Raw genomic sequence first — 20850 nt, 5'->3', positions numbered from 1 at the left:
AAATTGAAAGAACTTCTCGAAATTTTTTTCTACTTTCGAGAAGAATAAAACGCATAAATCACTTTCCGAAAGTTATTTCTACTTTCGGAAAGTTCCGACTTGAAGCAACGTTATTTTGGTGAACGAATTTGTAGAAACCCAAACTTTCCGAAAGTAAAAAAAACTTTCGGAAAGTATAAAACGCAGACTTCACTTCCCGAAAATTATTTACCCGAACGGGAAATTGAAAGAACTTTCCGAAAGTTATTTTTACTTTCGGAAAGTTGAATTATTTTGAAAAATGCCTATAAAACTTTCGATATGTAAACTAAATACACTTTACTATGAAAAATTACGAAATACCTCTATCACCCGAAAATTATTACCACATTTATAATCATGCTAATGGAAGTGATAATTTATTCTTAAATTCTGAAAACTATCGTTACTTCTTACAGCGTTACGCTACTTTTATTAATCCAATTGCGGATACATTTGCCTATTGTTTAATGCCCAATCATATTCATTTTCTAATTAGAATTAAAGCTGAGCCTGATTTACAAAAGGCGTATGAATACAAGAAACAATCAAGAGAAAAACTTTTAGAAGAAGATATTTCAAACTATTTAAGTCGAGAGTTTGCGAGCCTGTTTAGTTCATATTCTCAGGCTTTCAATAGACAAAATGGTAGAAAAGGAAGCTTATTTAACCCTAATTTCAAACGTAAACTTGTTGAAACGGATAAATATTTTACACAATTAGTCTATTATATTCATGCAAATCCTGTTCATCATGGCTTTGTTAAAGATTTATCAGCTTGGAATTATTCGTCATATCACGCTTTTTTATCCCGCAAACAGACTAATTTACAAAGAGATGAAGTATTGAATTGGTTTGGTAATGTAGATAGCTTTAGGACATTTCATGAGGGAATGCCATTAACAGGGAAGTTGGATTTTGATTAATACCGTTTAAACACAGACAATATCCAAAGAAAGGAAACAGAAAGCCCCATTATTTAGTTATATTCATCGAACAATCAATTTTTTTCCAAGAACCATGTTAAAACGTATTTCAGCATTTGCTATTTTTTTATTGGCAACCATGTTTGCCATCACTTCTTTTGCCAAAGGTAAACCAGAATATTACGAAATTAGAGTTTACAGTTTCAAGACGGCTGTTCAGAAAACCGTTGTGGAGGATTATTTCAAAAATGCGGCAATTCCAGCCTATAATCGTGCGGGCGTAACTTCAGTGGGTGTTTTTGATGAAGCCGACCAAAAAGATGGGTTGAAATTATATGTCTTAATTCCTTACAAATCTTTAGATGACGTGGTGAAAGTTTCGGCTAAATTATCGGCAGATGCAGTTTATCAACAAGCAGGAAAACCATATTTAGATGCTGACCATACAACACCTGCTTATGAGCGTTTTGAAAGTTCTTTGTCGGTAGCTTTTAAAAATTGGACTTCAATGAAAGTGCCAACTACAAATGCTCCAAAATCAGAAAGAGTATATGAATATCGTTTGTACGAAAGTCACAGTGAAGTTAAAGGAAACAAAAAAGTACACATGTTTAATGAAGGTGGCGAAATTGATATTTTCGTAAGATTAGGCTTCAATCCTGTATTTTATGCTCAGACAATTATTGGAGGAAAACAGCCTAATTTGGTGTATATGACAACTTTTGATAATAGAAAATCAAGAGATGAACATTGGAAAGCGTTCGGAGCAGATTCAGAATGGAATCGTATTAAAGTTCTTCCAGAATACGACCACGCTATGACAAAAGCCGAAATTCACTTTTTGACTCCAACAGAATATTCGCAGATATAATTTTTAGTCTATGAGTTAAGGGTTTATGAGTTAAAGGTTCGTTTAATTTTATAAAAATATTCTTGTTTCAATGAGTATATTTTTATAAAAATCAAATTTTCTTTAAACTCATAAACTCATAACTCATAAACTCATAAACTCATAAACTCATAAACTCATAAACTCATAAACTCATAAACTCATTTCCGATAATCCAACGCAGGTTTTCTGTCTCCTAAAAGAGCTTCGTATTTAAAGTTTGCTCCACGTTTCAAAATCCATTCAGCTTTTGCTTTTTCAATTAAAGTAGCATCTTTGTACAAATCCAATGCTGTACAAGCCAACGTTTTTGCTGCTACAATCATTCCTTTTTGTCCGATTGTCATACCACTTGCTGCCGTTGATTGCCAACTGTGTGCCGCCGAACCTGGTACCCAAGTAGCCGTTTGTAAACCTACTGTTGGCACCGTCCAACTTACATCACCGACATCCGTTGAACCTCCACTTGTTGCACTTTCTGAGGCATCTCTGAAATCCTTAACTTTGGCAGCATTTTCAACAGGTTGTTTTTGGTCGCCTAAAGTTTCGCTGATTTTTTCGGCAAATTTCTTTTCCTCTTCTGTATAAGTTACCCCGCCAACCATTGCTAAATTATTGTGCATGGTTTCAGCCAATGTAACGTTTGGTAATAGATTATAAACACCTCCCAAAACTTCCCATTCTACTTTTGTTCCTGTCCCTAAAGCAGCACCCTGAGCTGTATTTTCAATACGCTTCCAAACACTTTGTAAGATTTCACGGTCTTTGTGACGAGCGTAATAATACACTTCTGCATAAGCTGGAACAACATTTGGGGCTTCGCCACCTTTCGTGATTACGTAGTGAATTCGAGTGTCCTGTGGAATGTGTTCACGCATCATATTTACCATCATGTCCATTGCTTCTACGCCGTCCAACGCAGAACGACCTCTTTCTGGCGATGCCGCAGCGTGTGCTGCAATGCCTTTGAAACGGAATTTCGCATTTTTATTTGCCAATGATGTTCCTGCGTCAGCTCCATTCTGAGAACCTGGATGCCAGTGCAAAACCACATCAACATTATTGAAAAGTCCTTCACGAACCATATAAACTTTGCCCGAACCACCTTCTTCGGCAGGGCAACCGTAGATTTTTACCGTTCCTTTTTGTCCCGATTTTTGAAGCCAATTTTTTACTTCAATTGCTGCCGCAACGGATGCTGTTCCAAAAAGATTATGCCCACAACCATGTCCGCCTTTTTGATTTGGAATTGGTTTAATTTCTGAAACAGATTCTTGTGCTAAACCCGGAAGTGCATCATATTCTGCCAAAATACCAATCGTCGGTTGACCTTCGCCAAAAGTAGCTAAGAAAGCCGTTGGAATACCTGCTACACCTGCCTGAACGCTAAAGCCCTCCTTTTTGAGTAATTCTTGCAATAAAATAGAAGACTTTTCTTCCATATAGCCCAATTCGGCATAATTCCAGATTTGCTTAGAAATCCCTGCGTATTCATCAAAACGCTTGTCGATATTGGAAATTACAGTTTGTTTATCTGTGTTTTGTGGTGTAACGGTTGCTGTTTTCTTTTTTTGAGAAATAGCAGAAAATGATACTAAGGAGAGGAGAATAATAACGGTTTTTTTCATGAAATGATTGGTTGATGATAACGGCAATGTAGCACAGGAATCTTTCCTGTGAAGCACACAGGAAGGATTCCTGTGCTACTAATACAAAGATATTCACCCTGCCAAGAAAACAAAGAATTGATTTAGAAAACTTCTGATTTGAAGAAAAATGACGAACAATAAAGCCCTTTTATATACCTTGTAAACATTAAAGTATCAGATTTACAATATATCAGATGGTTTGTCAGGCGAAAGTTTATTTAGGTTATCGAAACAACAAAAAAACTTTTTTCTCGTATATTTATGAGTAAGTAATCAAGCAATTTTAGTTTTCGTTCAATAACTTATCTATACATCTTTCTTCATTGTTAAAAATTATATTTTACTTTATCTTCACAATAAAATAAATAATATAGCCCATGAAACCTTACTTATTTTTATTATTCGTTCTATTCTTTTCAAAATCTTTTGCTCAGAATATCACAACGGCAGAAGAGCAAGAGGCAATCAAGCAAGCCATAAATACGGAAGCTAAATATTTTTATGCACGAAATCTTGAGAAATGGACAAATTGCTATCGACAAACCCCACAAACCTATTGGGCTTTGGTAGAAAAAGACCGTGTTAGTCAGAAAGACGGTTGGGATAATATCAACACTTTTGTCGCTAATTATTTTAAAGAAAACTCAAAAGCAGTAAAATGTACTTTTAAACGTGATAATTACAATTTTAGAAAAGTTAATCCAACCTATATTTGGCTAACATTCGACCAGACCAAAACTACCAACGGGAAAAAAGAGGCTTCAAAAGAAACTCGAATTTTAGAATTAATTAAAGGGGAATGGAAAATTGTAAATGCAACAGGTTTTGTAACATCGTTCGACAAAACAGCAAAAACTGAAGAATCCACAAAAGAGAAATCAAAAAAAGAGGAGGGTGTGAAAGATAAAAAAGAAGAAACGACCAAAACTAAAAAAGAAGAATCAGGAAAAGATAAGAAAAGTAAAGATACCAAAAAGGCTTCTTGATAACTCAAGAAGCCTTTTTTATTGTTATATGCCTAACATTATATCACTGGCATGGCGAATAATTTTACATCTTCAAGCGTAATTACGTCGTTACACATAATGACCAAACGCTCAACTACGTTACGTAATTCACGGACATTACCCGTCCACGGAAGACTCTGTAAATATTTCATAGCATCGTCGTCAACTTCTTTTGAGGCTTGCCCGTATTCATTGGCAACATCACTCAAGAATTTTTCAACCAATAATGGAATATCGTCAGGACGTTGAGCTAAAGCAGGAACGTGAATTGGAATCACATTTAAACGGTGAAATAAATCTTCACGGAAACGTCCTTCTGCAATTTCAGTTTGTAAAACTTTATTGGTTGCCGCAAAAACTCTTACGTTGATTTTGATTTCTTTATCGCCACCCACTCTCGTAATTTTTCCTTCTTGCAAAGCTCTCAATACTTTTGCTTGTGCCGAAAGAGCCATGTCTCCAATCTCATCTAAGAAAAGTGTTCCGCCATCAGCTTGTTCAAATTTACCGATACGTTGTTTGATTGCTGAAGTAAAAGCACCTTTTTCGTGACCGAAAAGTTCTGATTCAATCAATTCAGAAGGAATTGCGGCACAGTTTACCTCAATCAGAGGCATGTGAGCTCTTCCACTTCTTTCGTGCAAACGCTTCGCAACCATTTCCTTTCCTGAACCATTTGGTCCTGTAATCAGCACACGAGCTTCAGTTGGTCCTACACGGTCACAAGTATCTTTTACACGTTGAATACTGGCAGATTCTCCGACAATTTCATTGAGTTTATAAACCCTTTTCTTCAAAACCTTTGTCTCAACAATCATTTTGCCACGTTCAATGGCATTACGAACTGTCACGAGCAATCGGTTCAAATCAGGCGGTTTTGAGATAAAATCAAACGCTCCACGTTTTGTAGCTTCCACAGCGGTTTCTACATTACCAAAGGCAGAAATCATAATGAATTGAGCTCCCTTTCCCATTTCAGTAGCTTTTTGTAATAAATCCAGCCCTTCAATTTTAGGCATACGAATATCACAAAGAACTACATCGTAGTCATTTTGGGTAACTAATTCCAGACCTTGTTCGCCATCGCTGGCTTCTTCGATAGAATAGCCTTCATATTCGAGGATGTCTCTCAATGCTCCACGAATCGCTTTTTCATCGTCAATAATTAATAATTTTGCCATAGGGCGAGGGTATAATTTGTGGCGGTTAATTGTCGGAAATATATTTATAAGTGTGTGTTTAGCAAGTAATTGTCAAAAATACGTGATTTTCGCCTTTTTACTAAATTTTATGATAAGAAAACTTACTTAATATTTTAATTTAAGGTATTGTTGCTGATTTTTTATGATAAATCGTTTGTATTATCTTAAACTTCGTCAGATAAATGGACATACTTTTGGGAATAGTCATTTAGCCGACAAAAGATGTTTTTTGTTTTTTGCAATTTTGTATCATAAATAATTACAATAGCCATGAGAAAAACACTTTTTATATTCACAATTGCTTTGGCGATGGGAGCTTGCGTAAAAAATGAGACGCTGACACCAGTTGTACAAACACCAAGTCAATCCATTATTGACGGAAAACAAGAAGCTTTGGGTAGTTTTTTACCTGCTGTTCACAGCGTGTCAGGTTCTGTTAAATTAATCATTGATAAAGATGATGCGAAGAAAAGATTTCTTTCCTTTGAGAATTTTAAAACCGACGAAGGACCAGACCTTTATGTTTATCTGGCAGAGGATAAAAGTGCGAAAGGTTTTATTTCGGTAGCCAAATTGACTAAAACTGGTACTTTTACGCTTGAAGTTCCAACGGGGGCGGTTTTAGAAAAACAGAAGCACGTATTGGTTTGGTGTCAACAATTTTCAGTATTGTTTGGGAGTGCCAAATTGGAATAGCGATTTAATTTAATCCCTGAAATTTGTTTATTTAGCTTTAAATTTACTTTCAAAATATCGGTGATATTTAACCTCAATTCTCAATTAATATAAAATAATCATTAAAATCATGAAAAAAATCATTCTGTGCTTATTAGTAAGTTTTGTAACTTTTCAAATTTCGGCTCAAGGCTTAGACAAGTCCTATAAAACGCTTGACTTGGCTCTGGCTGGAGGTAGCGGATTTTCACCAGCATTATCATTTACAAAAATGTTTGGGGTCGGAAAGTCAAATCGGTTTAAAATAGGATATGGTGTTCGGTTAACTTCTTTTTTTAGTAATAGCACTATTGATTTCAGAACAGCACCTGCTAAATTAACGTCTGGCAGTGCCAGTTTTGCAGCCCTTTTTGCTGAAGATATTGTAGCTAATATTGATACTTTTAGGTTAAAATCGATTCAAAGTAATGCTTTGAATATTTCAATAAATTTGCAATATGCTTTATCTCAAAAATTGGAAGTAGGTTTTAATATTGATGCCTTGGGTGTAACCTTTGGTGGAAAACAGACGGGAGATATTGTTTCGGTGAAAAATAAAAGAAAATTTGTGGATGGTTCGACACAATCTGGAGCAAGTCCAAGTGGGTTAAATTTATTATTGGTGAGTGACTCGGATATTGGTGGACTAAATTCAGAACTTTATGGACGCTATTGGGTTTCGGATAAAATAGGAATTAGAGCAGGTGTAAGTTTTCTATTTGTGGAATACATGACAGATAAAAATGTAAAAGTAAATACAGATGACAATAACCGTTGGCGATACAAAAATCTGATGCCAATGGTAGCGGTTTCGTATAAATTTTAAATAAACAGCCTCAACACTAAACTTGATTATGCTGATGAAAAAAATCTTGTTCTTTTGTTTTTTCGTAAATTTGACGATAACAACCATTTCTGCTCAAAATTGGAAGCCTGTAACGGTAAATGTTTTCTTCAAAATAAAAATGCTTGGCAGTACTGTTGATGGAAAATTTAAAGGTTTTGCAGGCGTGATAAAATTTGACCCTAACAATCTTTCGTCATCCAGTTTAGTGGCAAGTGTAGATGCCAATACTATTGATACCGAAAATAACCTTAGAAATAAGCATTTACGAGAAAAAACAGATTTTTTCAATGTCACAAAGTATCCTAATTTAAAAATGAAAACTACCAAAATAGAAAAAGACGGTAGTAATTATATAGGTTATTTTGACTTGACAATAAAGGACATTACTAAGAATGTGAAAATTCCATTTACTTTCAAACAAGATGGTGACAAAGCCGCTTTCCAAGGCTCAGCAGTTATTAATAGACGAGATTGGGCAGTAGGAGGAGGCACTTTAGGAATGAGTGATAATGTAACTTTTTCAATTCTTGTAAACGCTGTCAAGGAATAAAATCATTTTCCAAATTAAGTACCCATTAACGATGCTTCAGAAAACAAACATAGACATAATAGACCAACTCATTGATTTACTAAATGATTTAGATTCAATTATATATAGAGACAGCTTGCGTCCATTACATTACAGTACCGTAGGACAGCACGTGAGGCATATTGTAGAATTTTATCAGTGTTTATTGAAAAGCAATGCAGACGAATTGGTCAACTATGATGCTCGTGAACGGAATATTCAAATTGAAGTAGATAAAAACTTTACAATTGAAATATTAGAAGGCATTAAACAACAATTGTCTCTCTCAAAATCAGACCATCCATTATCTTTAAAAACGCAATTTGGGGCAGACCAAGCAATGCTTGTCCCAAGTAGTTTTTATCGAGAATTAACCTATCTCATCGAACACACTATTCACCATTTAGCTATTATTAAGATTGGATTGAATGAAATGTATCCAGAAGTTAAAATCCCACAAAATTTTGGAGTAGCTCATTCCACAATTAGATTTAGAGTTGTTGGCTAATGATAAATTCAAATAATAGCTATTGATTTCTCTGCTACTGATAACCAATTCCTAATAACCAGTAACTAATCCCCAATGTGCGTCCTTACCTACATACCCACAGGCAAACAAGGTTTTATTTTGACAAATAATAGAGATGAAGCCCTTGCAAGACCTAAAGCAATACCTCCTAAAAAATATATTATTAACGGTAAAGAAGTCTATTTTCCGAAAGATGCTCAAGCAGGCGGAACATGGCTTGCAACCTCCAACGATTTTACCCTTTGTTTACTAAACGGAGCATTCGAAAAACACAAGCATAATCCACCATATAGACAGAGTAGAGGACAAATAATTTTAGACTTTTTCAAATACGATTCAGTCGAAGATTTTATTAACAATTACTCGTTTGAAGGAATAGAGAATTGTACTTTAATTATTCTTAGTACAAAAAATAATCTTCAACTATGTGAATTTAGATGGGATGGGCAAATGCTACATTATTCTGCTAAAAACCCCAATGAACCCCATATTTGGTCATCTTCAACATTATATCCAGCGGAAGTTTGTGCAGAAAGAGAAAAATGGTTTGCTGATTTCAGAGAGCAAAATTCAGTATTGTCAAAAGAACAAGTCATTAACTTTCATCTGAATGGAGGCACAGGCGACAATCACAACGATATGCGAATGAACCGCAATGATGAATTGGTAACGCAATGTGTTTTCCAAGTTGTCAAACACAATCAATATCTATCTTTTTCCTTCCATGATTTATTGTCAGAGCAGGCGTTGTTTTATCGGGTTTTGTAAGAAGATAAAAATAAAAGTTGAATTATATGGAAACTTTTGATAGCTTTGTTTTATCAAAATAAGAAAAAATAATTTCTACCCACAATCATACTTGATGGAATGCAAACCATTGCTACGATTTTAAAACAAATAAAGATAGTGAATACCAAATTTGAAGTTCAATTCTTAGAAGAAGCAAGATGCTTCCTCAGTAAATTAGATGAAAAAACGTTTGATAAAATCATCTACAACATTAATAAAGCTAAAGAACAAAATGACCCAAAACTGTTTAAAAAATTGAATGGAAATATTTGGGAGTTTAGAACGAAATACAAAGGGGTACAATATCGTCTTTTGGCATTTTGGGATAAAGAAGGAGAAACAAATACATTAGTAATTGCAACACATGGATTTGTGAAAAAAGTAGATAAAATTCCTAAAAATGTAATCGAAAAAGCTGAGACTATTAGACGATTATATTTTGAAGACAAAAATTAGATGTTTACAATATAAAAATATATTAGAATGAAGACATACACATTAGACGAAATAAAGGATGAATTCATGGGAGTAAAAGGTACTCCAAGAAGAGATGAATTTGAGTTCAGATTACAACTTGACTTATTGGGAGATATGATAAAAAATACCCGAAAAGAACGAAATCTTACCCAAGAAGCATTAGGAGAATTAGTTGGTGTGAAGAAATCCCAAATCTCAAAATTAGAGAAAAATGCCAGCAATGTTACGATACAGACAATTTTGAAAGTCTTTACAGCACTAAGAGCAAATGTAAACTTCAAAATTCAATTGATGGATACAGAAATGAATATTTCTTAGAATAGTTCAATTTCAAGTAGAACGCCCTACGTAAATTTTTGCGTAGGGCGTTTTGCTTTACTATATTTTAAATATTTTTACAGTTATTGATATTTTTCGAAAATGTAAAAACGTTAATTATAATTCTCAAAAACCTATTTCAAAATCTCTAAAACTTAAACCAATCCAACAAAACGATACTTTTTGAGCAAAAAATATAGTAAAAATCCAAAAACAGCATTGTTAATCTGAAATTTACCAAGTAATTTTGCACCCTAAATGTGAAACAAATTTGTAGATTTCTATAAAATTCTAAAAATCAGTAAATTATAGGTCACATTTAAGGATTAATAAGCATAATTCAGATAACAAAATCACAATACAAAATGGCAAATGCAGTCAATAAAGGAAAAGTTACGCAAGTAATTGGACCGGTTGTGGACGTGAGCTTTGAGGGTGCAGACTCTCATCTCCCTGCAATTTTGAATGCCTTGGAGGTTACAAAAGCCAACGGCACCAAAGTAATTCTTGAAGTACAACAACACTTAGGTGAAGACCGAGTTCGTACCATTGCAATGGAAGGAACAGAAGGACTTCAAAGAGGTAAAGAGGTAATCGACTTAGGACAACCTATGTCAATGCCTACTGGTGAAGGTATCAAAGGTCGTCTTTTCAACGTAGTTGGTGAGGCAATCGACGGTATTGCACAACCAAACTCTCCTAAAGGAATGCCTATTCACCGTCTTGCTCCAAAGTATGACGAATTGGCAACTTCAACAGAGGTGCTTTTCACAGGTATCAAAGTAATTGACTTACTTGCTCCTTATGTAAAAGGTGGTAAAATCGGTTTGTTCGGTGGTGCTGGTGTTGGTAAAACCGTATTAATCATGGAACTTATCAACAATATTGCAAAGGCTTATGAAGGTCTTTCAGTATTTGCTGGTGTGGGTGAGCGTACTCGTGAGGGTAACGATTTATTGCGTGAAATGATTGAGTCAAACGTAATCCGTTACGGTGAAGATTTCAAACACGCTATGGAAGAAGGACAGTGGGATTTGACTAAAGTAGATGAAGAAGCCCTTAAAGGTTCTCAAGCTACTTTGGTATTCGGTCAAATGAACGAGCCTCCAGGAGCAAGAGCAAGAGTAGCCCTTTCAGGTCTTACAGTTGCTGAATATTTCCGTGATGCAGAAGGAGAAGACCAAGGTCGTGATATCCTTTTCTTCATTGACAATATCTTCCGTTTTACACAAGCAGGTTCTGAGGTATCAGCCCTTTTAGGTCGTATGCCTTCAGCGGTAGGTTACCAACCAACACTTGCTACGGAAATGGGTGCGATGCAAGAGCGTATTACTTCAACAAAAAGAGGTTCAATTACTTCAGTACAAGCGGTTTATGTACCTGCCGATGACTTAACTGACCCTGCTCCTGCAACAACCTTTACTCACTTAGATGCTACAACGGTACTTTCTCGTAAAATTGCCGAATTAGGTATCTATCCAGCCGTTGACCCTCTTGATTCATCATCACGTATTCTTTCTGCTGCAGTATTAGGAGATACTCACTATAATACAGCTCAAAGAGTAAAAGAGATTCTTCAACGTTACAAAGAATTACAAGACATCATTGCTATCTTAGGTCTTGATGAACTTTCAGAAGAAGATAAATTAGTAGTATCACGTGCAAGACGTGTACAACGTTTCTTATCTCAACCATTCTTCGTGGCTGAACAGTTTACAGGTTTGAAAGGTGTATTAGTTGATATTAACGATACCATCAAAGGCTTTAATGCAATTATTGACGGAGCGTATGACCACCTTCCAGAGGCAGCGTTCAACTTAGTAGGTAGCATCGAAGACGCTATTGCAAAAGGAGAAAAATTGATTGCAGAAGCAGGAAAATAATTCAGTTATCAGTTATTAGTTAACAGTTATTAGTTATGGATTCCCAATAATTTTATTGAGCATTGTTTACTAATAACTGTTTACTGCTAACTGTTTACTGCTAACTGATAAAAAAATGAATTTAGAAATTATCACTCCAGATAAAAAAGTGTTCTCAGGTGAAGTTGACGTAGTTACTTTACCTGGTACTAATGGTTCATTTCAAATATTGAAAGACCACGCAGCCATCGTTTCGACGTTGGGAAAAGGCACTTTGGCGGCTGACAAACAAGAATTCACCATTGATGGTGGTGTTGTTGAAGTATTGAACAACAAAGTTCTTGTATTAGCAGAAGCAGTATTGTAAGTTGTAAAAAAGTCCTAAGTATTAGGTATCAAATAATTTAAGGAAGAAATATACTTCCCTATTTTTTGTACTTATTACCTAACACTTGTTACAAAACTTAAACCAAAAGCACAAATTCTTGCGAGTTTGTGCTTTTTTGTTTTAATTGATACATTTGTTATAAAATCATCATCATCCCCTCAAAATGACTATTCTAAACATCTTTGACCCAAAGACTACCCAATTGCTTACAGAGAGAATAAACAAGCTTACGGCTCAAACAACGCCTCAATGGGGTAAGATGAACGTAGGACAAATGTTAGCTCATTGTAGCGTTGCTTATGACCAAGCATTTGACCCAAATGCCAAACGTCCAACTCTGATTGTTCGGTTTTTATTAAAGCTATTGCTAAAGGGAAAATTAACAGATTCAAACACTCCTTACAAGAAAAACTCAGGGACTGCCCCTGCTTTTTTAATTACCGATGAAAGAGATTTTGAAAAAGAAAAAGCTAAACTTTTAGGACATATTCAGCAGACTGAAAAGTTAGGAACAGCTTACTTTGACAATAAAGAAGCTACTTCATTTGGTAAAATGACTGCCGATGAATGGAATAATTTGTTTTATAAGCATCTCGACCATCATCTTACGCAGTTTGGCGTTTAGGTTTTTCGATATTGCTATTAATAACCTAACTTTGTTTTATATTTAATCTATCCACAAAATCATGCTGTATTATTTATTTGATTATTTAGATAAGCACTTCAATTTCCCAGGTGCGGGACTTTTTCAGTACATTACTTTTAGAGCTTTTGCCGCCACAGTTACATCACTCGGTATTGCTGCTATTTGGGGTAAAACTGTAATTAATTTTCTTAGAAAATTACAAATCGGAGAAGACATCAGAGACTTAGGTTTAGAAGGTCAAATGCAGAAGAAAGGAACGCCAACTATGGGAGGTTTTATCATTCTTTTGTCGTTACTTGTACCTACTTTGCTTTTTGCAAAACTCCATAATATTTATATCATTTTATTAATCGTGACGGCTCTTTGGCTTGGTGGAGTGGGCTTTTTAGATGATTATATCAAAGTTTTCAAGAAAAATAAAGAAGGATTATCAGGAAGGTTTAAAATTGTTGGACAGATTGGCTTAGGGCTAATTGTGGGACTAACCATGTGGTTCAATGACGATATAAAAGTACGCTTTTATGAGAAAGCAAAAATCGCCTCGAATATTGGAGAAGTACAAAAATTTACAGATTCAAAATCTTTGATTTCGACAGTCCCATTTTTGAAAAATAATCAGTTTGATTACAGTAATTTAATCCCTGATTTCTTGGGCTTAGACCAATACACTTGGGTGATTTATGTGATTGCGGTAATTTTCATTATTACGGCGGTTTCTAATGGTGCAAATATTACTGATGGTATCGATGGCTTAGCGGCAGGAACTTCGGTAATTATTGGGATTGGTTTAGCCGTTTTAGCGTATGTGTCGGGGAATAAAGTTTTCTCTCAATATCTAAACGTGATGTTCATTCCGAACTCTGGAGAGTTAGCCGTCTTTTGTGCCGCCTTTGTGGGGGCTTGTATTGGCTTTCTATGGTACAATTCTTTCCCTGCACAGGTATTTATGGGCGACACGGGTAGTTTGATGTTAGGCGGAGTAATTGCGACCCTTGCTATCGTAATTCGTAAAGAATTATTGATTCCTATTTTGTGTGGTATTTTCTTGATTGAATTATTGTCTGTAATTATTCAGGTTAGTTATTTTAAATACACCAAGAAAAAATTTGGTGAAGGTCGAAGAGTATTCTTAATGTCACCTTTACATCACCACTTCCAGAAAAAAGGGTATCATGAAGCTAAGTTGGTAACTCGCTTTTGGATTATCTGTATTTTATTGGTAGTTATTTCGTTGGTGACTTTAAAGTTGAGATAAAACTATTAACAAGCTAATACACTGTTTAATAAGTTATCTGGATAATTTTTATTTCAAAATCTTGTAGAACTTCCCGAAAGTAGAAAGAACTTTCGGGAAGTAGTCGAGAGGTTCACTTCCCGAAAGTTTTTTACCCGCAATGGATATTGTTTCGGGAAGTTGAAGAAACTTATTAAACACTGTACTAATCGCCAAATTAGAAATTGAAAAAGTTTTTCATTACTTAATAGTCCCTACCATTTACGATAAAAAAAAGACTTCGGTTTGGAGAAATTCAAATCGAAGTCTTTTTTTTTGACTTTTTTTTCAGAAAAAACAATAAATTTTTGGCACGGAAATTGTTTTAGAATAGACATCGCCAAAGTAGGATTTTAAAAAGTAACCAACCCATGAAAAACGTTAAAACATTGCTCACCTCGGGGCTAATCTTAGCTTCAGTGGCTTTTATCAATGCTTCAAATTCTTTTGATACTTTCCGTAATGTAGGAACAAATGATGCAACAACATCGGTAGCTCCTGCAAACAGACCTTCAGCAAATCATTTAGAGAAAAATACAAATGCCAAATTTATGGCTAAGCAATTGGCAAAATCTGCCTCTGCGAATGCTATTTTAGGTAAAACTTCTGATGTTTTAGAGCGTTATGGATATTATACATCATCGAATGGAACGTTTTTTAGTAGTTCAAATGCAGCAGTAGCAGGTTCTCCAACTGAAGCGTTTGCAATTCTTTCAGTATCTCGCTCAGAAAGAGGTGATGTAGTGAGAATCAAAGTAGAATCAAACAAAGATTTACAGGTATATCTTAATACAGAATCTGGTATGGGAATACCTTTTGAAATCATGAATTTAGGTGATAATGAGGTGTTTATCTCACCAGATTATGCACTTCCCAATGGAGACTATACCATCAGGTTAAAGACAAAAACTGGTGAAAGAAAGTTGAAATTGAAAGTAGAGCAAAGAGAATTGTTAGGAAAGAAATAAGTATTAGGCGTTTTTAGCTCGCATAATATTGAAAGATATATATTTAGGTTAGGTAATAGTTTGACAAAATTGACGGTCGGGGGGCTGTCGATTCTTGTTGTTGTTAGAGAAAAAATCCATCTTACGGTTGTAGGATGGATTTTTTGTTGTCATTCTATTTCGCTATGATTATGCGTAAAAAGATTCTTGACCTAATTTAATAACTAAAAGAGCATAAAACACAGCTCTATATTTGTTACGATTTGATGCTCCTAATTGTTCAACAACGCTATCAATAGCGGCATCTAACTCAGGACCATCGGCTAAGCCTAACTTTCCAATAAGAAAATTATTCTTTACACGTGCGATTTCTTCTGAGTCAGAAGAAGATACTTTTGATGAGTCTGCATTGTAAATAGAAGGACCTAAACCTTTAGCCACAGCTGTAAGTAGGTCGGTATCAATAGTGATACCTAAATCTTTTAGAGACTCTTGGTAGGTCTCAATTGCTTCATCGAACTTGCTCATTTGATGTTATTTTAAATTAAATTGGTAAAAGACTGTTGTTGAATATGAAAATGTTATTTCAAACACGTCCGAAATAACAAATTATTGTTTAAATCACCAAATTTAGTGACCGAAATTAAAGCGAGATTAAGAAAACGGTAGTTTGATGGTATTTATTGATAATACAAGATTGTAAATATTACCGTATTTAGTACCTCTAAAAGCTTATTACTGATGTTTGACTATTGCCTGAAAACCCTTGTTTTTTAATTCAGAGGCTATATTTTCCGCTTCTTCCTTCCCGAAATATCCTGCACTTACTGCATCCATTGAAGATTTACGAAAACTATGTGCTTCTGAATACCCAAAGTCTTTTAGTTTTTTTACTTCACGGTTAGCATTAGCTTTTTGCCCATACATTCCTGTAATAACTAAATAATCTTTTTGCTCACTTGATTTTGTGATAACTTGTTTATTTTCAGTATTTTGGGGTGCAGGTTCAGATAAGTCTATCGTATCGTTTATCCATCCTTGAGTGGAATCTAAAGTGGTAATATTAGTGATAGTAACAGTATCAGAAGGAGTTTGTGCTAAAAAATTAGGGTCTTTGAGAGGATTGCCTTTTTCACGTATAAAAATCTCAGCTACCAGCATTCCAAATCCTAAGAAAATGAATGAAAATAATACGAACAGCAGATTTTTAAGCCAATTTTTCATAAGATAGGGTTATAAATTCATGCGAATTTATCAATTCTATTCATATAACGATACGACCACTCGTAAAAACTTCATAAAAAAGGATATTGTGGAGTAAACTAATTTGTAATTTTAGCGTTATTTTCCAAAGAACAACGATATAATTGATAAGAGTAAGAGCAAAATTGTCTATTTTACCCTTTTCTTTCTCTAATTTTAATTTCAAAGACCATGTTTAAGTTCATAATAATACTCGCTGTTATCTTCTATATATTGCCTAAATTAATGAAATGGGCATTAAAAGGCTTCATTGTGACTCAAGTTAACAAGGCACAACAAGATATGCGGCATCAACAAAAAGCGTACCAAACTCAACAAAAGCGAGAAGGGGAGATAGATATTGATTTCGTTCCGAAAAAAAATGGAAAAAAATCAGAAAATTTTGGGGGAGGAGAATACGTAGATTACGAAGAAGTGAAATAATTTTCAACATATAATGCTACCCTTTTTTAACGTTCAATACCTAAAATCAATAAATGAAAAGAGATGATGCCCTCTGGAAAGGACTTATTGAAGACCTATCTGATGATTTTCTAAAATTCTTTTTTTCAAATGCGGAAGAAATTTTTGATTTCAACCGTAAAATCTCTTTTTTAGATAAAGAATTAGAACAAATCTTCCCGAATAATCCTGACGAATTTAGTCCGAAATATGTAGATAAATTAATCAAAGTTTATCGTAAATCAGGAAAAGACGAGTGGGTTTTAGTACATATCGAAGTACAAGGAAGCACCGATAAAGCATTTGAAAAGCGAATGTTTCAGTATTACTATCGTATTTTAGATAAATATGATAGAGATGTTACCAGTTTGGCGATATTGACTGATAAAAATAAATCCTTTCACCCGAAGATGTATAAAAAAGAATTTATAGGTTCTTCTGTTGATTTTAAGTTCAATGTATATAAAGTTTTGGATGCAGACGAAAAGGAACTTGAAAAGAATGATAATCCTTTCGCTTCGGTAATATTAGTTGTTCTGACAGCCTTGAAGAAAGGGAAAATTTCGGAAAAGTCTTTGTTTGATTTGAAAATGCAGTTGCTCAGAAAACTCTACGCAAAGAATTTTTCGAGAGAAAGAATAACAGCACTTTTAAGGTTTTTAAAGCTGTATGTGCGATTTGAAAGTAAAGAATTAATTAGTAAATTTGATATAGAATTAGATAAAATAACAAACCGACCGAACACCATGGGCTTAAAAGAATTTGTTTTAGACAGAGAGAGACGGATGGCAAGAAAAGAGGGAAGAGAAGAAGGAAGAGAAGAAGGAATGAGTATCAAAGAAAAAGAAGACAAAAACAACTTTACGATAAATCTGCTAACTCAAACTGATTTTTCAGATGAAAAAATAGCGTTATTAGTAGGAGTAAACATTGAATTCGTAAAAGAAATAAGAGCTTCATTGTTATAATAGACTTCCTGCGAAAGTGTTTTAAGTCGTAAAACAACATTTTTTCGGCTACAAATAGCGAAAATATACCATTTTTCAATCATAAAACACTTTCGCAGGAAGTAAAATAAAAATCCGTTTAGAAATTTTCTAAACGGATTTTTATTTTACTCTTCATTATTGTTCACTCCCTCACGATTTTCAGTTTTATCCAATAGCTTTACTGGTTTTTACTAACAAACCTGTTTGGTCAATAAATAACCTGTCTATTGATAACTTTTTGTTGAGCATTTACTGAAATGCCAAAATGAGTGCAAGCAATAGACTTCCTGCGAAAGTGTTTTAAGTCGTAAAACAACATCTTTTCGGCTACCAATAGCGAAAATTTTTCAAGATTGGGCATCCCCCCATTTCTCTGCTATGCTTTCAAAATTCCCGCTATTTTCACTCGAAAATATACCATTTTTCAATCATAAAACACTTTCGCAGGAAGTCTAATAAAAATAGTTTCGTTTTCATGTTTTGAATACATGGTACACCTTCTATTGGGAATCCATAATTTTTTGAAATATTTTTATTCAGTCAAAATATTTATCTTTCGTAGAAATATACTTAACTGATTGAGGTTTGTAAAAGATAAACAATGGAAGCTGTTCGTTTTACCAATACACTCATTCGCTTTTTCGCAAATCGCTTTTCGCTTGGTATTTCTAAGTCTGGATTACTTGTCAATGCTCTTTTTCAAGAAAAAACATAAACCTCAAACCGAAATAGACCTCCTAAAAGAGTATCGTCAGACGGGAGATTTATCCGTTTTAGGAAAATTGTATGAGCCAGAAATGGAAATGGTTTTTACTATTGCTATGAAATATTTTAAGGACGAAGACGATGCAAAAGATACTGTCATGCAGATTTTTGAAGAATTAATTCCGAAATTAAGACAACACGAAGTAGAGAATTTTAAGGCTTGGCTGGGTATGGTAACTCGAAATTTTTGCCTAATGGCTTTGCGAAAGAAGAATTTAATTGTTACCAATGACGAAATTTTTACCGATGAAGATTCTTCCGAAAATCATTTTATGGAATTTTCAACAACTGAGCATCTTAATGATGGTTTTGATGTGGAACAGAATCTGACGAAATTGGAAGACTGCTTAAAAACCTTAAATTCAGAACAAAAACAGTCGGTAGAATTATTTTTTATGCAAGAAAAAACTTACCAAGAAGTGGCTCAATTGACTGGTTTTGAGATAAATAAAGTGAAAAGTTACTTACAAAACGGTAAGCGAAATTTGAAGATTTGCATGGATAAATGATAATATTGGCACACGGATTTTACGGATTAGACACGGATAATTTGTTAAATAGATACGAAAGTGAAATAAAGTAATCTGTGTCTAATCCGTTAAATCCGTGTGCCAATCAAATACTTTGAAAACAAACAAAAACATATCTCCCGAAACCATTAAAGCCTATCTCGCAGGCACGCTTTCACACGCACAAACGCATGAGTTTGAAAAGGCAATGTTAAGTGATGCCGTTTTGCATGATATGGTGGAAGGATATGAAATTTCGAGAGAGAAAAAAGTTGATTTTGCTCAAATAAATGCTTCATTATCAAAAAGTTTAGAGGAAAAAATACGCAAAGAAGAAACCGAAATTTATCCACTTTGGAAGCGTGTGCCTTTGTATGCGAGAGCAGCTTCTGTTTTGTTATTTTTAGGGCTTGGAATCTATATTTTGACTACTAAAAATGAGGCAAATTCTGATGGAAAAATAGCTGTAATTCCTTCTCAAAAAGAAGAAAAAATAGCTAAAAATGAGCATAAAATTTCATCCTCAAATTCGACAATTTCCCAAGAGAAAATTAAAGAAGAAATGACTAAAATTGTTACTGAAAATAAAGTAGCAATTGTTGCAAAAAAGGCTAAAAGAAAAGAAATAGTAAGTGGTGGAAATGGTGGTGGGGATTCGCAAAGTATTGTTAGTGAGTCTGTTATGGGTGGGAAAGAAGAGGTGGTGGAAATTCCAAGAGCTACTCAGTCAGTTGTTTCTTATGATGCTCCAATTGTGGTGGAGGCGACTCCCGCACCATCTGCCGTGATGAGAAGTGCAGGAGATAGTTATGCAAAAAAAGCAATTCAACCATTAAGTATTATTAGTGGAGTTGTTTTGAATGAAGATACTCAAAAACCTGTTCCCAATGTTGAGATTTTAGCCAACGAAAAAGTTATTGGAAAAACAGATTCAAATGGGCAATTCAATTTTGAAAAAAAGGACGTAAAAAATAAGCTAAATTTGGTAGCCCCCAATTTTGAAAACACTGAAATCAATCTGAATAATAATCTTGGAAGTGAGCTATTTATTCAACCAAAAGCAGAGTTGATTTTTATTGATTTAAAGAGAAATAAAACATGGAAATATAACCCTTCTGAACATCCTGCTCAGCCGTCGGTAAGTCCTGATGAGTATTTAGAATATTTGCAAAAGAATTTGAGAAAACCAAAGCAAGCTGTTGATAAACAGGTAGTTGGCGAAGTCGTTGTGGCATTTAAGGTAAATAAAAATGGACAACTTTTAGATTTTAAAGTGATAAAATCATTAGGTTATGGTTGCGATGAAGAAGCCATCAGAGTTATTGCTGAAGGTCCAACATGGCTACCCAAAATGGTTGCGGGAGAGGCTCGAAGACAACGAGTGATACAGACAATTATTTTTTGAAAAATGTAGAGAATAGAATTGCATAAGGCTACAAAACAAGATTTGTTTTGTAAAATAATATTAATCTTTTTTTTATTTAGTGAGCAAATCATAGTAGATTCAATTTACTTTCTATAGTATTAACAAGAGACTCAATCGTTAATTTTAGGCTTTTTATTTCTTTTTCAAGCATCTCAATTCTATCTCCTCTATTCTCTATATCTAATTTCGCATCTTTCACTTTATGGCTATTATAATCAGGTTGATAATTCCCAAATTGTTGACATTTTTTTTTGTTTGAATTGATTATTGGATGCTTATCAATGTCTCTTATCATTTGTTCATCTATCTTTAATATCAATACTACGCTACGAATCAAGCGGCTATTTTAGCATAGTTTCGTAAGGAATTTACATTTGGATTATTTATTTGCTGTTCGGGCGAGATTCC

The 20850-nt window shown here is 34.3% G+C and carries 24 protein-coding genes and 1 pseudogene; 19 read left to right on the top strand and 6 right to left on the bottom strand.

Annotated elements, in window-relative coordinates; all coding sequences use genetic code 11:
• Positions 1 to 323: 323 nt before the first annotated feature.
• Positions 324 to 944, top strand: a complete 621-nt coding sequence (locus LV89_RS21700; RefSeq protein ID WP_109745032.1) for a transposase — start codon at positions 324 to 326, stop codon at positions 942 to 944.
• Between the two features lie 94 nt (positions 945 to 1038).
• Positions 1039 to 1815, top strand: a complete 777-nt coding sequence (locus LV89_RS21695) for an NIPSNAP family protein (RefSeq protein WP_109745031.1) — start codon at positions 1039 to 1041, stop codon at positions 1813 to 1815.
• A 179-nt stretch (positions 1816 to 1994) separates the two neighbouring features.
• Here the strand turns inward: LV89_RS21695 and LV89_RS21690 are convergent, their stop codons facing one another.
• Positions 1995 to 3461 (bottom strand): amidohydrolase, encoded by a 1467-nt coding sequence (locus LV89_RS21690; RefSeq protein ID WP_109745030.1) that lies wholly within the window; start codon positions 3459 to 3461, stop codon positions 1995 to 1997.
• A 398-nt stretch (positions 3462 to 3859) separates the two neighbouring features.
• On the opposite strand from LV89_RS21690, the gene LV89_RS21685 reads away from it, so the two are divergent.
• Positions 3860 to 4468, top strand: coding sequence for a hypothetical protein (locus tag LV89_RS21685; RefSeq protein WP_109745029.1), 609 nt, complete (start codon positions 3860 to 3862; stop codon positions 4466 to 4468).
• Between the two features lie 38 nt (positions 4469 to 4506).
• Here the strand turns inward: LV89_RS21685 and LV89_RS21680 are convergent, their stop codons facing one another.
• Positions 4507 to 5670 carry a sigma-54-dependent transcriptional regulator gene (locus LV89_RS21680; protein ID WP_109745028.1) on the bottom strand — a complete coding sequence of 388 codons (1164 nt, stop codon included), beginning with the start codon at positions 5668 to 5670 and terminating at the stop codon, positions 4507 to 4509.
• A gap of 291 nt (positions 5671 to 5961) precedes the next feature.
• Between LV89_RS21680 and LV89_RS21675 the strand changes: the two genes are divergently transcribed.
• From LV89_RS21675 to mraY, 11 genes are all read left to right on the top strand, one after another.
• Positions 5962 to 6387 (top strand): DM13 domain-containing protein, encoded by a 426-nt coding sequence (locus tag LV89_RS21675; RefSeq protein ID WP_109745027.1) that lies wholly within the window; start codon positions 5962 to 5964, stop codon positions 6385 to 6387.
• 109 nt (positions 6388 to 6496) lie between these two features.
• Positions 6497 to 7231, top strand: a complete 735-nt coding sequence (locus LV89_RS21670; protein ID WP_109745026.1) for a hypothetical protein — start codon at positions 6497 to 6499, stop codon at positions 7229 to 7231.
• A gap of 34 nt (positions 7232 to 7265) precedes the next feature.
• Positions 7266 to 7802: a YceI family protein gene (locus LV89_RS21665; protein WP_109745025.1), complete on the top strand. Its 537-nt coding sequence runs from the start codon at positions 7266 to 7268 to the stop codon at positions 7800 to 7802.
• Positions 7803 to 7833: 31 nt separating this feature from the next.
• Entirely contained in the window at positions 7834 to 8328 is a 495-nt protein-coding gene (locus tag LV89_RS21660) for a hypothetical protein (protein WP_109745024.1), read from the top strand.
• Between the two features lie 75 nt (positions 8329 to 8403).
• Positions 8404 to 9117, top strand: a complete 714-nt coding sequence (locus tag LV89_RS21655; RefSeq protein WP_109745023.1) for an NRDE family protein — start codon at positions 8404 to 8406, stop codon at positions 9115 to 9117.
• A gap of 99 nt (positions 9118 to 9216) precedes the next feature.
• Positions 9217 to 9594, top strand: a complete 378-nt coding sequence (locus LV89_RS21650) for a type II toxin-antitoxin system RelE/ParE family toxin (protein ID WP_211321253.1) — start codon at positions 9217 to 9219, stop codon at positions 9592 to 9594.
• Positions 9595 to 9621: 27 nt separating this feature from the next.
• Complete coding sequence (locus LV89_RS21645; RefSeq protein WP_109745022.1) at positions 9622 to 9933, top strand: helix-turn-helix domain-containing protein; 312 nt, start codon at positions 9622 to 9624, stop codon at positions 9931 to 9933.
• Between the two features lie 365 nt (positions 9934 to 10298).
• Positions 10299 to 11816, top strand: a complete 1518-nt coding sequence (atpD, locus tag LV89_RS21640) for a F0F1 ATP synthase subunit beta (RefSeq protein WP_109745021.1) — start codon at positions 10299 to 10301, stop codon at positions 11814 to 11816.
• Between the two features lie 115 nt (positions 11817 to 11931).
• Positions 11932 to 12162 carry an ATP synthase F1 subunit epsilon gene (gene atpC, locus LV89_RS21635; RefSeq protein WP_109745020.1) on the top strand — a complete coding sequence of 77 codons (231 nt, stop codon included), beginning with the start codon at positions 11932 to 11934 and terminating at the stop codon, positions 12160 to 12162.
• Between the two features lie 184 nt (positions 12163 to 12346).
• Positions 12347 to 12808 carry a DUF1569 domain-containing protein gene (locus tag LV89_RS21630; RefSeq protein WP_109745019.1) on the top strand — a complete coding sequence of 154 codons (462 nt, stop codon included), beginning with the start codon at positions 12347 to 12349 and terminating at the stop codon, positions 12806 to 12808.
• A 61-nt stretch (positions 12809 to 12869) separates the two neighbouring features.
• Positions 12870 to 14084 (top strand): phospho-N-acetylmuramoyl-pentapeptide-transferase, encoded by a 1215-nt coding sequence (gene mraY, locus LV89_RS21625; RefSeq protein WP_109745018.1) that lies wholly within the window; start codon positions 12870 to 12872, stop codon positions 14082 to 14084.
• Positions 14085 to 14132: 48 nt separating this feature from the next.
• On the opposite strand, the gene LV89_RS25865 is transcribed toward mraY, so the two are convergent.
• Positions 14133 to 14264: a hypothetical protein gene (locus tag LV89_RS25865; RefSeq protein ID WP_262509875.1), complete on the bottom strand. Its 132-nt coding sequence runs from the start codon at positions 14262 to 14264 to the stop codon at positions 14133 to 14135.
• A gap of 209 nt (positions 14265 to 14473) precedes the next feature.
• Between LV89_RS25865 and LV89_RS21620 the strand changes: the two genes are divergently transcribed.
• Complete coding sequence (locus LV89_RS21620) at positions 14474 to 15070, top strand: hypothetical protein (protein WP_109745017.1); 597 nt, start codon at positions 14474 to 14476, stop codon at positions 15068 to 15070.
• A 168-nt stretch (positions 15071 to 15238) separates the two neighbouring features.
• On the opposite strand, the gene LV89_RS21615 is transcribed toward LV89_RS21620, so the two are convergent.
• Both LV89_RS21615 and LV89_RS21610 read right to left on the bottom strand, forming a co-directional pair.
• Positions 15239 to 15577 carry a DUF2853 family protein gene (locus LV89_RS21615; RefSeq protein WP_109745016.1) on the bottom strand — a complete coding sequence of 113 codons (339 nt, stop codon included), beginning with the start codon at positions 15575 to 15577 and terminating at the stop codon, positions 15239 to 15241.
• A 207-nt stretch (positions 15578 to 15784) separates the two neighbouring features.
• Positions 15785 to 16273 (bottom strand): SPOR domain-containing protein, encoded by a 489-nt coding sequence (locus LV89_RS21610; RefSeq protein WP_109745015.1) that lies wholly within the window; start codon positions 16271 to 16273, stop codon positions 15785 to 15787.
• 189 nt (positions 16274 to 16462) lie between these two features.
• Here LV89_RS21610 and LV89_RS21605 point away from each other — a divergent pair.
• The 4 genes and pseudogenes from LV89_RS21605 to LV89_RS21590 all read left to right on the top strand — a co-directional run.
• Positions 16463 to 16735 (top strand): annotated as a pseudogene (locus tag LV89_RS21605) (DUF4834 family protein); the annotation flags it as partial.
• A gap of 53 nt (positions 16736 to 16788) precedes the next feature.
• Complete coding sequence (locus LV89_RS21600) at positions 16789 to 17721, top strand: RpnC/YadD family protein (RefSeq protein WP_109745013.1); 933 nt, start codon at positions 16789 to 16791, stop codon at positions 17719 to 17721.
• Between the two features lie 710 nt (positions 17722 to 18431).
• Positions 18432 to 19016, top strand: coding sequence for an RNA polymerase sigma factor (locus LV89_RS21595; RefSeq protein WP_109745012.1), 585 nt, complete (start codon positions 18432 to 18434; stop codon positions 19014 to 19016).
• A gap of 115 nt (positions 19017 to 19131) precedes the next feature.
• On the top strand, positions 19132 to 20421 hold the full coding sequence (locus tag LV89_RS21590; protein ID WP_146199225.1) for an energy transducer TonB: 1290 nt from the start codon (positions 19132 to 19134) through the stop codon (positions 20419 to 20421).
• Between the two features lie 88 nt (positions 20422 to 20509).
• On the opposite strand, the gene LV89_RS21585 is transcribed toward LV89_RS21590, so the two are convergent.
• Positions 20510 to 20779, bottom strand: a complete 270-nt coding sequence (locus LV89_RS21585) for a hypothetical protein (RefSeq protein WP_146199224.1) — start codon at positions 20777 to 20779, stop codon at positions 20510 to 20512.
• Positions 20780 to 20850 lie beyond the last annotated feature (71 nt).

The organism is Arcicella aurantiaca, assembly GCF_003148625.1.
In the GTDB taxonomy this organism is placed as follows: Bacteria; Bacteroidota; Bacteroidia; order Cytophagales; family Spirosomataceae; genus Arcicella; species Arcicella aurantiaca.
Note: the sequence above shows the minus strand (reverse complement) of the source record. Positions and strands in the feature narration are given on the sequence as shown.